The 13,224-nt window shown below is 47.1% G+C and carries 9 protein-coding genes; all 9 read left to right on the top strand.

Annotation, left to right across the window (positions count from 1 at the left end; genetic code table 11):
* Positions 1-331 precede the first annotated feature (331 nt).
* The gene (locus OCV59_RS02500) at positions 332-1,927 is read left to right on the top strand and encodes an amidohydrolase (RefSeq protein WP_262584061.1); all 1,596 of its coding nucleotides are present in this window, start codon (positions 332-334) and stop codon (positions 1,925-1,927) included.
* 817 nt (positions 1,928-2,744) lie between these two features.
* Positions 2,745-4,526, top strand: coding sequence for an amidohydrolase (locus tag OCV59_RS02495; protein ID WP_147592833.1), 1,782 nt, complete (start codon positions 2,745-2,747; stop codon positions 4,524-4,526).
* A gap of 362 nt (positions 4,527-4,888) precedes the next feature.
* Positions 4,889-5,734 carry a tyrosine-type recombinase/integrase gene (locus tag OCV59_RS02490; RefSeq protein WP_147592831.1) on the top strand — a complete coding sequence of 282 codons (846 nt, stop codon included), beginning with the start codon at positions 4,889-4,891 and terminating at the stop codon, positions 5,732-5,734.
* Between the two features lie 446 nt (positions 5,735-6,180).
* Positions 6,181-6,888, top strand: a complete 708-nt coding sequence (locus OCV59_RS02485; RefSeq protein ID WP_147592829.1) for a collagen-like triple helix repeat-containing protein — start codon at positions 6,181-6,183, stop codon at positions 6,886-6,888.
* Positions 6,885-7,523 (top strand): signal peptidase I, encoded by a 639-nt coding sequence (locus OCV59_RS02480; protein WP_147592827.1) that lies wholly within the window; start codon positions 6,885-6,887, stop codon positions 7,521-7,523. The genes OCV59_RS02485 and OCV59_RS02480 overlap by 4 nt, the downstream gene beginning before the upstream one ends.
* A gap of 131 nt (positions 7,524-7,654) precedes the next feature.
* Complete coding sequence (locus tag OCV59_RS02475; RefSeq protein WP_262584060.1) at positions 7,655-8,236, top strand: SipW-dependent-type signal peptide-containing protein; 582 nt, start codon at positions 7,655-7,657, stop codon at positions 8,234-8,236.
* A gap of 311 nt (positions 8,237-8,547) precedes the next feature.
* Entirely contained in the window at positions 8,548-9,327 is a 780-nt protein-coding gene (locus tag OCV59_RS02470; protein ID WP_147592823.1) for a SipW-dependent-type signal peptide-containing protein, read from the top strand.
* 258 nt (positions 9,328-9,585) lie between these two features.
* The gene (locus OCV59_RS02465) at positions 9,586-10,194 is read left to right on the top strand and encodes a TasA family protein (protein ID WP_262584059.1); all 609 of its coding nucleotides are present in this window, start codon (positions 9,586-9,588) and stop codon (positions 10,192-10,194) included.
* Between the two features lie 18 nt (positions 10,195-10,212).
* Positions 10,213-13,218, top strand: a complete 3,006-nt coding sequence (locus tag OCV59_RS02460) for a vWA domain-containing protein (protein WP_147592819.1) — start codon at positions 10,213-10,215, stop codon at positions 13,216-13,218.
* Positions 13,219-13,224 lie beyond the last annotated feature (6 nt).

Below are 13,224 nucleotides of genomic sequence, written 5' to 3'. Positions count from 1 at the left end.
CCGCCGTACCTCTCACCCCGACACAGACCAACCTGCGCCATGAACCTCCCGCATCCCGGCCTCGTGCACCTTTACATAAAACAAACCGTCAAAAAGATTTAGTTGCTGTCTCCCGAGACCCCGGCGCAAAAAACGCAAAACTCTTTTCTGAAAATTAAAAGAATTAGCAATTAAGAGATTTACTCACTTTTTTATTTGGAGTATAGTAATATAACTAAAGGAGTTAGAACATCAAATACAGTTGAAGTTACTAAGTATGGCCGGCATTGCCGGGCTGCAGCGCGAACACGCAGCCCGGGTACAGCCGCGCCGGAAAGATAGGGGGACAATTATGAATCTGGTACTTAAAAGCACATGTATCTATGACAGCGTCGGAGATAAACCTTTTGCAGGTTACATAGAAATCGAAGACAACAAGATCAAAGAAGTGACAAAAGGTGAGACGGACAAATACAATGATCCGGCAAAATACGATCTCAGAGACTGCGGAGACAGAACGATAACTGCAGGGCTGATCGACAGCCATATCCACCTTTTCCTCGGTTCACTGCACAACGCTACTATAGATCTGTACAATACGGCGACAGAAGAAGAAGCGGCAAAGAACCTCTATGAATTTTACAAAGACCGTGATGACGAATGGGTGCTCGGTTTCAGATGGTCGCATTACAGATGGCCGGACGAAAAGCTGCCTACAAAAGCATCACTTGACAAATATTTCCCTGACCGTCCTGTGATCGCATTCAACGACGAGCTGCATGCCATCTGGGTAAACAGCAAGACCCTGGAAATCTGCGGCATCACAAAAGACACAGCAGATCCTGACGGCGGCATCATCGAAAGAGACGAGAACGGCGAACCTACAGGATTCCTGCTCGAGCAGCCGGCAATGGAGCTAGCTACAGACAGAGCGCTTGATTTTTCGCCTGAAAAAGAAGAAGAACTGATCGAAGGCTTCATCAACATGGCGCACACAAAGGGCGTTACTTCGGTAGGCGCAGTCCACGTGCTCAAGATCATGAAAAATGAAGCATGCAGAAGACTTGAAGAAAAGGGCAAGCTCAAAGTGAGAGTGTTCTTTGCTCCTCATATGGAGATGGATTTTGACGAGGCTCTCAAGCTCAAGGAAGAGTACAAGTCCGACAGGCTCAGTTTCCTCGGCCTCAAGGGCTTCATGGACGGAACTCCGCTGGGATACACCGGATACATGGTAGAGCCTTACACGGATCGCCCGGGATTCCGCTCGCAGCCGCTCGTAGACAAAGACTGGCTCGATGCGAAGTGCAAGCAGTGCTATGAGCACGATATCCCGCTCAGACTGCACGCGTGCGGCGACGGCGCGGTAAGAATGGCGCTCGACGCATTCGAAGGCGCAAGGAAAGCGATCGGACCGAAGGACGTAAGAAACACTATCGAGCACATCGAAGTGCTGCATCCTGACGATCTGAACAGATTTGCAGAAACCAACACGATCGCCAGCATCCAGCCTTGCCACATCCTGATGGAGTCGCTGGAAAAGCATCCTGTATTCCAGATGCTCGACGCTGAACGTATCAAACTGGCATGGCCTGGCAAGACTCTCGCAAAAGCCGGCGCAAAGATCGCGTTCGGTACCGACTACCCGATCGTAGAGCTCGACCCTGTCGACACGATCTACAGAGCAGTCAAGAGACGTATGGAAGACGATCTGCCGGTAGACGGCTGGAACCCGCAGGAAAAATTCACTATCGCGGAAGCGATCACAAACTCCACAAAGGGCCCGGCTTACATGATGCGCATGGAAGATAAGCTCGGAACTCTCGAAGTCGGCAAACTCGCCGATATCAATGTGTTCAACAAGAACATCTTCGAGAATGAGGAGGACATCCCGTCCGTAAAGACAGTGATGACACTGTTCGACGGCGAAGTGGTATTCGACGAGCTGTAGATCTGTAGACCGCAGCTGTAAAGCGCATAGCTTCAGGCACCGCGCGATCGTCTGGCCGATCGTCTGGTCGCGCCTGACATCAGGCGGCGCCCGGTTATGTAAAGCGCAGACATTCGATTTGCACGCGATCGTTCGGCGGCACGCAGTATCTGCGGCGCGCAGAGCGCGCCGAAAAGCAGTGCGGGCATTCGCCCGCGCATCATATGAATAAGAGGCCGGCGTTTTCTAACGCCGGCTTATGTATATGGATAATGATGAAATATCGCTTGCGATATTTCATACATATGTAAAAGTCATGATAAAAGGTAGAGTCGGTAAATCAGATCTTGAGCCGCCCTCGGCTGCCGACTTGTGTAGTGATATCCGTTTTTTTTCAGAAATACACAAAGGGCTAAAAAAATGTGTATGATAGTGTGTTCCGTATAACACTATACACACGAAATCAGCCCGATATAGCTAAATAAGCCAAAAAAGCATCAAAAACACGATAAAATACCAAAAAATTACAAAACGTTGTGCAATAAAAATTGAATTTCCGGCATCATACACAAGCCCGCCCCCCGTAAGTGTAATAATTTTTGAGAAGAAGCTTTTCTACACAAAAAAACGATCACCCCGGCGCAGCTCCGGCAGGGCTGGCCAGGCAAAGCATAATCCCAAGTAAAATCACTTAAAAGCAGGGCCGAAGATTTCACAATCTTGCTGCCTGTACCACTTAAGCATCGACCCTAACCACCAACCCTAACCACCAACTCTAAGCAACCAAACTCTAACCAATCACCAACCAAAATCCCCATACCCGAAAAGGAGGAGAAATATGAATATTGTACTGAAAAGCAGCTGCATTTTCGACAGCATCGGCAGCGAGCCATTTGCAGGTTACATCGAGATCGAAGGCAATAAAATAAAGGAAGTAGTAAGAGGCGAGACGGATAAGTACAATGGCATTTCTGCACACCCCCACCCTAAAACCGAAGCTTGCATCAAAACGGAAATTCCCCTCGAAGCAAAGGTTCACCCCGAATCTGGATTTGACGACCGATCCGAAGTTAAATCTGAAGAAGGAACCGGAAACGCAGCCACGCAACCGCCATACAAGCTCATCGATCTCGGTGATCGCACAGTGACTCCCGGCTTGATCGACAGTCATATCCACCTGTTCCTGGGCTCCATGCATGCAGCGACAGTGGACCTTTACGAGGCGAATTCACAGGAAGAGGCGGCACGGATGCTGTACGATTTTTATGAAAAGGGCAGTGCCTCGGCTGAGCGGTCACATAACTCCGACAGGTCGCTCCCGACCGACTGGGTGATCGGATTCCGCTGGTGCAACTACAGATGGCCAGGCGAAGCGCTCCCGTCAAAGGAAGCCCTCGACAAGTATTTCCCTGACCGCCCGGTCATCGCATTCAACAACGAGCTGCACGCAGTTTGGGTAAACAGCAAAACGATGGAGCTTTGCGGCATCGATAAAGACACCCCGACTCCACAGGGCGGTATCATCGAAAGAGACGAAAACGGCGAGCCGACCGGATTTTTCCTCGAACAGCCCGCCATGGAAATGGTGACGCGCAAAGCCCTCGACGCTTCTCCGGAACTTGAGGAAAAAATGATAAAGATTTTCATGGACGTCGCGCACAGCAAAGGGATCACTTCGGTCGGCGCCGTACACGTCATGCGGATCATGAAACATAAAGCCTGCAGACGCCTCGAAAACCGCGGCGAACTGAAAATGCGCGTGTTCTTTGCGCCGCACATGGAAATGGACATCCGAGAGGCACTCGAGCTGAAAAAAGAATACGCGTCTGACAAGCTGAGATTCATGGGTCTCAAGGGCTTCGTCGACGGCACACCGCTGGGCTATACCGGCTATATGGTCGAGCCGTACAAGGATCGTCCGGGGTTCCGTTCAGAGCCGCTGGTCGATCCCGAGTGTCTCATGAAAAAGAGCAGAGAGTGTTATAAGAACGGTATTGCAATGAGGCTGCACGCGTGCGGAGATGCGGCGGTTCGCCTTGCGCTCGATGCGTACGAAGCGGCGCGCCGCGAGTACGGTGAAAAAGACATCCGCAATGCGATAGAACACATCGAAGTCATACACGAAGACGACATCCCGCGCCTTGCGGCAACGAACACGGTGGCCAGCATCCAGCCGAGCCATATCGTCATCGATTCACTCGACATCCACCCCGCTTTCCTCATGCTGGACGACGCCCGCATAAAACTTTCGTGGATGGGCAAGACCCTGCAGGAAAATGGCGCAGTCGTGGCATTCGGCACGGATTATCCGATCGTCGACCTCGATCCGGTAGACACGATCTACAGAGCGGTGACCAGACGGATGGGCAACGATACTCCGGCAGAGGGATGGAACCCGCAGGAAAAATTCACAGTTGCGGAAGCCATCACGAATTCCACCAGGACTCCTGCATACCTTATGCAGATGGAAGATCGTCTCGGTACGCTCGAACCCGGGAAACTCGCTGATATCAACGTGTTCAGCCGCAACATCTTCAATGATACCGACAGCATGCTTTCAACGAAAACAGCCATGACGATTTTCGACGGCGAGATCGTTTACGACGCCGGACTCGAATGATGCTGCCCGTCAGTCCCGAGAGTTCTCAGGCTCAAGACAACTCGGCTGCCGTATGATCTGCGGTATTCCCACCGGCCGCCCGGATCGCTGATGTCGGGCGGCAGCCGGAGTGCCGGACATTTCAAGCACATGCATAAACATGCATAAATAAACTGCGGAATCTGTAGAAAACTGCATAAACATGCGAAGAAAAATATGTAAATTTTCAACTGCAGCAAAATGTCTCACAAACGGTGAAATTCACAAAACAACACTAAAAAGTTAATAAAATATAGATGGAATGCCTCTGGTTCTGTATAATTATCGTGAATTCGTGGCACTGAATATAGTATACGAGTGTCAACTACATTGGAGGAAGCAGAATGGAAACACGAAAGATCACGACAGAGTCGATAGAGGGATTTGCATCCTTCCTGAGACAAAAAGAACGAAGCGACGGCACGATCGAAAAGTATCTGCATGATGTGAAAATATTTTGCAGATGGCTGGACGGTCGTGAAGTGACTCAGGAGCTCGCGGCAGAGTGGAAACAGAGTCTGCTGGAAAGCGGCAGACAGCCGGTGACCGTGAACTCAATGATCGCTGCGATCAACGCATACTTCAGATTTGCAGGCTGGAACGAGCTGCGCCTGAAGTCTCTGAGATTACAAAAACGTTTTTTCAGAGAAACCGAGCGAGAACTCACCGAAGACGAATACCGCAGGCTGGTCCGGACCGCACGCAAAATGGGGAAGGAAAGGATCGCGCTGCTGATGGAGACCATATGTGCGACCGGCATCCGAGTCAGCGAACTCCGGCATATAACCGCCGAGGCAGTCAGATGCGGCCGGGCACAGATTTCAATGAAAGGAAAACACCGGACGATTTTGATACCGGACAAACTTTGCAAAAAGCTCAGGATATACATGCGAAAACTCGGCATAAAAGCAGGAGAGATTTTTTTGAGTAAAAACGGCAGCCCACTGAGCCGCAAGCAGATATGGGCCGACATGAAAGCCCTTTGCCGGCATGCAGGCGTTCTGGGCAGAAAAGTTTTTCCACACAATCTCAGACATCTTTTTGCGAGGAGTTTTTACAGCCTGTGCAGAGATATAGTATGCCTGGCAGATGTTATGGGACACAGCAGTATCGAAACGACACGTATTTATCTGATTTCTACAGAAGCAGAGTATGTAAAAAAAATAGCACGGCTTCAACTCGTGCTCTAGACAAAATAAGTATTTTGTCACTTACATATTATATAGAATTACTAAATCCAATCCGCTGTTATGAAATTTTATCATGGTAGGAGACTTTTTACAAGACTAATCGAGAAAAAGTTTAACATTTCTGACCGATTTACAGAAAATTCACATTTGTCGTGAGAAAATGGGAAAAATTACATATATATAAATAAGATCGTTTGAATTCTATCCAAACGATTATTTGGAATACAAAAAAATACCATTGGTATAATTCGCCTAATCAATTAATCGTAAACCAGACTCCGGGTCAGCAGTCTCCGGTGATACTTTATTAGTACAGTCTTTCAAAATCCCATCCTGTTCCGGGGGGTTTTTTGTTTTTTGGCAATATTACAAATGCAGTACCTGTGACCTTCTGTGCCTGCTCGTGACAAAATACTTATTTTGTCGTCAGTCAGCGAGGAACATTTATGGGCAGAGGAAACCTTAATGAGGAAGAGATCCGCACGTTGCGAAAGAACCCCTATGTAGTCGACGTTAATGAACGAGGCGTATCATATTCCAAAGATTTCAAGTTTTTATTTATAAAAGAATATATGCAGGGAAAAAAACCGACCGCGATCTTCAGAGACGCAGGTTTTGATGTAAAAGCCCTGGGATCCAAGAGGATCGAGCGCGCATGCGCGAGGTGGAAAGAGTCATACGAAGCCGGAACTCTCGGTGTCAGATCGGCCAAGCTCGAGAAGTACGGAAGCGCAGGAGCACGCCGCATTGAGAATGATGCGATAGATGACGAAATAGACAGACTCAAGGAGTCCGCTCTCGACATCTGTCGAAACCAGATGAAAGAAATCAAACGAATCTCCGCCGAAAACGAGATGCTCAAATATATACTCGAAGAGGCATCAGGAGCTTCCGCAAGGGTCGCCAAATCCGGTGCAGCCGACCCGAATGGTAAACCGGGTCCGAATGGCGCAACCGGTCCGAACGGCAAAACCGATAAGTCCGGCGCATCAGGCAGAGCCGTTAACCCCGGAAGCATCGGAACCGAGAAGCTTTGCATGATCATCAGAGACGTATCCGAAAAAGCCGAATTCCAGGGCTGCGTATCGTACCTCTGCCGGTCGGCAGGCATCTCGAGAAATACATACTACAGCTATTGCAGGAGTAAACAATGAAAACAAAACCAACAGGAGCAAAACGAGTCTGGAACATCGTGTCAGGCATCCTCATCGCGATCATGGTCGTGCTGGCAGTGATGCTCGTCGGCGTCAGACTCATAGGATACCAGCCGTACTGCGTACTGTCCGGCTCGATGGAACCGACATACCACACCGGCTCACTCATTTACGTCAAAAAAGCCGATCCGCAGGACATCAAAGTCGGCGACCCGATCACATTCGTCCTCGACGAAAACCTCACGGTCGCTACACATAGAGTCATCGAGATCGACGAAGCCAGCCAGCACTTTTACACAAAAGGCGATGCCAACGAATACCCCGACGCATCACCCGTGCACTTCAACAACCTGATCGGCCGCCCGTCGTTCACGATCCCGTACATGGGCTACGTGGCCAACTACATACAGAACCCGCCCGGCCGGTACATAGCCATCGCCGCAGCCGCAGTCATTCTGCTGCTGATCTTCATCCCCGACCTCTTCGACGACAGTAAGAAGAAAGGCAAGGGAAAAGGCAAAGGCGTAGGAAACGTCAGCGGCGGCAGCACCCCGCACCTGGCAGGAGTAGAAGGAACAGGCGATGATGCAGGGCAAGGAGATGTAAAGTGCAGACAGCCGGTTTCCGGACGCTGATGGGCATTGCGGCAAAGTCGCAGAAAAAACGTTCGGAAAACAAATACTGGAGATGCTAAAAATGTGGGTAACGCTTGATAAAGCGCCCGGATTAGGATCAATCAAAACTTAAATTCACAGGAGGAATGAAAATGAAAAGAAAGAAAAAAGTTTTTGTGACCGTTCTGTGCGCAGCAGCGCTGGTGGTAGCGAGCGTGCTCGGAACGATGGCCTATCTGACATCGCAGACAGAGACAGTGACTAATACGTTCACTGTAGGTAATGTAGCAATTACGCTGGACGAGGCTAAAGTGGATCAGTATGGAACGGCAGTTACACCTGCAGAAAGAGTAAAGGAAAACGGCTATAAGCTGATCCCGGGACATACTTACATTAAGGATCCTACAGTTCACGTAACTGCAGGCAGCGAAGACAGCTGGCTGTTTGTAAAGGTTGTAGATGAGATTGCCGATATCGAAGCTGACACAACAGTAGCAGCACAGATGGCTGCTAATGGATGGACTGCAGTAGAGGGGGCAACTAATGTATACGCATATAAAGCTACAGTTACCGCTGGTCAGGATATCAAAGTATTTGAGAACTTTACAATCAAGGGCAATGCAGCAGTTGCTGATTATGCTGATAAGACAATAACTATCGAAGCATATGCTATCCAGGCTGACGGATTCGACACAGCTGCGGAAGCATGGGCAGCAGCTCCGGCTTGGAATTAATCAGCACCTGGCTAACTAGCTGATTCACCAGAAACTATCCGAACAGGATACATACCTGTCCTGTCTCTAAACCAGAGGCAGGGCTTAGATAGTTGCTTTCTAGTGGGCGGGTTTGCGCTCGCCTGCGGAGAGCCGCTATTTAGGCCCTGTTTCCGCAGGGACCGGATATGAACAAAATACGATGATCATATCGAAAGATATTTTCATAAAAGACAACATCTTTCGCAGGTATCGCACCGGCCAGACCCACCCGAAGCGGATCCCTGCGAAAGAGCAGAAAGCAATCATTAAAAGAGAAAGGACTAAAACTTATGAAGAAGAAAATCGTAACCAGCTGCCTGGTAGTGGCGCTGCTGGTGGTAGGAATCGTAGGCGCATCACTCGCGTACTTCACGGACAAAGACAAGGCTGAAAATACATTTACAGTAGGAAAGGTAAAAATCCAACTGAATGAGCAGCAGAGAAACGCTGATGGAACTGCGTTAGAAGCTTTCGAGCAGAATAAAGCGCTCAATCCTATAGTAGGCTCAGCCCAGGGTGAAAAGGACGAGTTTGGAATGCCAACAGCTAAGAATTATGTAGACAAGATGGTAACGGTTACCAATACAGGCAGCAAGGATGCTTATATCAGAGCATACTTTGCGATCCCGTCGGCACTTGATGATGGAGAAGAAACTTTTAATGCAGGCCTTAATGTACTTCATTTCAACTTTGGAAACAAGGTAAAAGATGGTACTGTAACAACTACATATGGAAATGAATGGATTTGGCAAACTGTGGGCAAGTGGAACTATTTTGAAACAGAAATTGATGGAATAGCATACAACGTTTACTATGCGGACTATGCAACAGCAGTTCCGGCTGGACAGACAACTGAGCAGTTTGTTCAGGGTGTATATCTGGATAAATCATTCGATATCAAGGATGATGGCGCATATGCATTTGGTAAAAAGCTTACTTTGGATAAGGATTGGGACTGGAGCAAGGTTACTTGCCCTGTATTCGCTGTAGCTGTTCAGGCAGACGGATTTGACAATGCGGCACAGGCTATGGATGCAGCATTTGGAGCAAACTATAATCCATGGAAATAGTTTTTAATTAATCAGTATTTTACATACTGACCCCTTACCCTGCTCTTCGGAGCAGGGCATACATGAGTGCCTGGATTTTGCATGACGGCGTGCAGACCTGCGGCTGGCGGCTTTACATGAAAATATGCAAACCACAGCTTGCAGCTTTACATAAAAACATGCGCGCCCCGGCGCCCGGACATTCATATATGCCCTGCGCACAAAAGTGAGCAGGCAGACAACACGGATTTTTAAAGGATGAAGATAGGAGATATCGCTATGAAGAAGAAAATTGCAATCGGAGCGGTTCTGGTGCTGTGTCTGTCGATGCTGATCTATTCGACGATCGCGTACTTCAACACAGCGGACACCGCCAGAAACGTGATAACCGCAGGCGACATCAAGATCGAGCTGCAGGAGACGGCGATCCGGGACGGCGAAGAGATCCTGTTCGAGCAGTCGCAGGAAAGGTTCAACGTGATGCCCGGTCAGGACGTTTCTAAGATCGTCAGGGTGAAGAACACCGGCAGTAATCCGGCGTACATACGTGTAGAGGTGCAAAAAGCTATCGCGCTTGCTGCCGACTCTCATGGTGACGTCGATCTGGATCTGGTCAGCCTCGATTTTGACGGAGACAGCTGGAGACTAGGCAGCGACGGCTTTTATTACTACGACCAGCCGCTCGCACCCGGCGAAACGACAGCTGCGCTTTTCAGAAACGTGAAATTTGACACCGGGATGGGCAACATGTACCAGGGCAGCACCGCAACCATCAAAGTCAGCGCCCAGGCCACCCAGGTCAAGAACAACGGCGATAACGCACTTGACGCAAAAGGCTGGCCCGCAGACGACGCAACCAGCCCGACAAACCCAACCGACGGAGAATAGTAAAGGAGGAAATCAAACATGAGGAAAACTAAAAAAAGCAAAATACTTTCACTCATACTGTGCATGTCCCTGATCATCTCCACCTTTGCATTCATGCCGCAGGTCGCAGCTGCAGATGACAGCGCCGCTCCGACCGACGCGACCCAGCAGGCAGTAGACAGTGCAGAGCCAGGCGACGACGCTGCAGACAACCAGACCGACAGCAGTGTCGATGACGAGCAGGTAACAGACAGCGACGCGGATAGTGGAGAGACAGCCGAAGCAGACAGTGAAAGCATCATTAACGCCGTGAACTATACAAATGTAGCACCGCTGGCTAAGAATAACGCGAAAAGCACTGCTTCAAAAGCTAAAAAAGCCAAGAAAGCTAGCGCATCAAAACAATCAACAACACCACAGGATCCTACAAAAGTAGAAGGTGAAGCACCTGATGGACTGGTGATGAATAAAACTGCGAAAGCTAATGATGATGGTAGCTATACTATTAAACTTGAAGCATATAGCACAGGGTCAGTTACAAGTGTAGATACATCAAAGCCGACAGATATCGTGCTGGTATTAGACCAGTCAGGATCGATGTCGTATAAATTCAATGATGTAAGATATGATAAAGTTTATAGTAATACTATTAGCCAAGGAAATAAGTATTATGTATATGAATCAAATAGCTATAAAGAAGTAAGCTGGTGTTCCGATTGCAAAGCATGGACGGATGGATGTACACATTGGATATTTTACGACAATCCGGGAACAAAATATACGCCTAAATCTAGCGAAAATGATACATTAAATATACAGTTTTACACAAAAACTACAGTGAGCAGTAATCAAACCAGGTTAGATGCTTTAAAAGATGCGGTTACGGGTTTTGTGACTAATGTAGAATCGCAGGCAGAAAAAGATGAGGTTGACCATCGAATTGGTATTGTTGGATTTAGTTCTGACGGATATAACAATACAGAGCTTTTGACGGGAGTTAATATAGCTAAGACTGATGTGAAAGATTTAAAAAGATATAATAATATTTATTACTATCCACACGAAGGAGATAAGAACGGCGAAGGTCGTGATGGGATGCAATATTATTATATAACTGATAAAAATTATCAGAATGCCCTTCAGGATGTGAGCACAGCTAGTGGCAAAACTAGTGTATCAAATGCGATTGATGCTTTAACGGCTCATGGTGGAACACAGACGTTAGATGGCTTAACTATGGCTGAAAAGATTTTTGCTAATGATAGTAAGAAAAACGATAATAGAAATAAAGTAGTTGTCTTATTTACGGATGGCGAGACGGATAGTGATAAGAACGATACGATAGTAAAAGCTAAAGCTCTTAAAGATGCAGGTGTGACTGTATATACAGTAGGGATATTTGATGGCGCTGATGGCACCCCAAACAGCGATAATAACTATACTGATGCTAATAAACTGATGCACTATGTTTCATCAAATTATCCGGATGCTAAGTCTATGAATAATGGAGGAAATTTAAATTCAAATCTGAAAGATGGCGAAAGTTACTATCTTTCAGCGGCCGATTCAGATACGCTGAAAAATATTTTCGAGAAAATCAGTTCACAGATCGGTTCTACAACTATAAATCTGGGAAGTCAGTCGGTGATCAGAGATATTGTTTCCGAGTCTTTCGATATGCCAGAGAATGTTTCTGATATAGATGTGAAAACATATGATTGCTTAAGTTATGATGAGAGCACGAAGCAGGCTGAATGGAGTGCTAATGGAACTGCAATATATAACACTGTAGCAATCGATAAAGAGAAGAAGAAAATAGATGTTACAGGTTTTGATTTCAGCAAGAATTACATTGCTGCTAACGGCAGAGACGAAAATGATGCATCTAAAACAGGAGATTTCCATGGTCGGAAAATCGTGATTACGTTTAATATCAAACCAAGAGAAGGATTCTGGGGAGGAAATAACGTACCAACTAATGGAGAAAATTCAGGCATATATGAAGACGCAAATGCAACAACTCCAACGGGTACATTTGATGTTCCTACAGTGAATGTTCCATTGAATGTTCCAAAAGCAACGGGCAATAAGAAAAATATCTACTTATTAGGAGATACTCCATCTGTAGATGAATTATATAATTTTACAATTCCAACAGGTGACGATGCTTGGAAGACGGCGTATGTTAACGTTGATGTAGACTATGACAAGGATAAAACAGTAAGCAATAAAGAGGATACTACATTAGATGTAACAATTACGGTATCACCTAAATACACAGGAAAAGGTGCCGATGGAAAAGCGGTAGAAGATTCTGTTCGAAATGTTACCGGCAAAGTCAACGTCTTCAAGCCGGAGCTGACGTACAAGGACAGCACAGTATACTATGGAGATACAGCACCGACAAGCTATAATGATAACAAAGTCGGTGGAACTGTGTGGAAGCATGGAAATAAAGCAAGTACTGATGATGGCGTTACTATGACGGGCAGTGAGCCTGGACTGAATATATCATACAGTCCGGCTATTGGAAGTGAACCATATTATAAAGGCGGCAAGATCTCAACAAAGCAGGATATTCCGGTCAAAGCAACTGTGAAAATCGGTAATGATGATGTGACAAATCAAGTTACTTTCAAGCATACTGATTGTGATCCGGAATGTGGATTCGACCCTAAGGAGGAGCAGTTCCTGATCCATGTTAAGACTTGCAGCCTTACGATTACTAAAAAAGGCGGTGAGCCAGACGAGCCATATGTGATGAACATTTATAAAGACGGCGAGCTTTACACATCAATGACGATCGTTGGTAATGCCAGTGAGACAGTAAAGGAACTTCCGGCAGGAACTTACACTGTACAGGAAGATACTGACTGGGCATGGAGATATAAAGAAAAGGCTCCAACAATTTCAGGAAGTGTTGGACTGAGCAAGGATAATACGTCTGAAACAATCGATGTAACTAACCATGACAGATTTGGTTCTTTCCTCAACGGATACAGTACTGTTGTTAAGAATATTTTCGACGAGAAAAAGAGTAACTAAAGGAGG

The organism is Brotomerdimonas butyrica, from assembly GCF_025567305.1.
In the GTDB taxonomy this organism is placed as follows: Bacteria; Bacillota; Clostridia; order Peptostreptococcales; family Anaerovoracaceae; genus Lentihominibacter; species Lentihominibacter butyricus.
Note: the sequence above shows the minus strand (reverse complement) of the source record. Positions and strands in the feature narration are given on the sequence as shown.

What these genes read in the sequence shown, in the direction of transcription:
- OCV59_RS02495 (WP_147592833.1), top strand. Translation starts at nt 2,745, where the DNA reads ATGAATATTGTACTGAAAAGCAGCTGCATTTTCGACAGCATCGGCAGC.
- OCV59_RS02465 (WP_262584059.1), top strand. Translation starts at nt 9,586, where the DNA reads ATGAAGAAGAAAATTGCAATCGGAGCGGTTCTGGTGCTGTGTCTGTCG.
- OCV59_RS02475 (WP_262584060.1), top strand. Translation starts at nt 7,655, where the DNA reads ATGAAAAGAAAGAAAAAAGTTTTTGTGACCGTTCTGTGCGCAGCAGCG.
- OCV59_RS02470 (WP_147592823.1), top strand. Translation starts at nt 8,548, where the DNA reads ATGAAGAAGAAAATCGTAACCAGCTGCCTGGTAGTGGCGCTGCTGGTG.
- OCV59_RS02485 (WP_147592829.1), top strand. Translation starts at nt 6,181, where the DNA reads ATGGGCAGAGGAAACCTTAATGAGGAAGAGATCCGCACGTTGCGAAAG.
- OCV59_RS02490 (WP_147592831.1), top strand. Translation starts at nt 4,889, where the DNA reads ATGGAAACACGAAAGATCACGACAGAGTCGATAGAGGGATTTGCATCC.
- OCV59_RS02460 (WP_147592819.1), top strand. Translation starts at nt 10,213, where the DNA reads ATGAGGAAAACTAAAAAAAGCAAAATACTTTCACTCATACTGTGCATG.
- OCV59_RS02500 (WP_262584061.1), top strand. Translation starts at nt 332, where the DNA reads ATGAATCTGGTACTTAAAAGCACATGTATCTATGACAGCGTCGGAGAT.
- OCV59_RS02480 (WP_147592827.1), top strand. Translation starts at nt 6,885, where the DNA reads ATGAAAACAAAACCAACAGGAGCAAAACGAGTCTGGAACATCGTGTCA.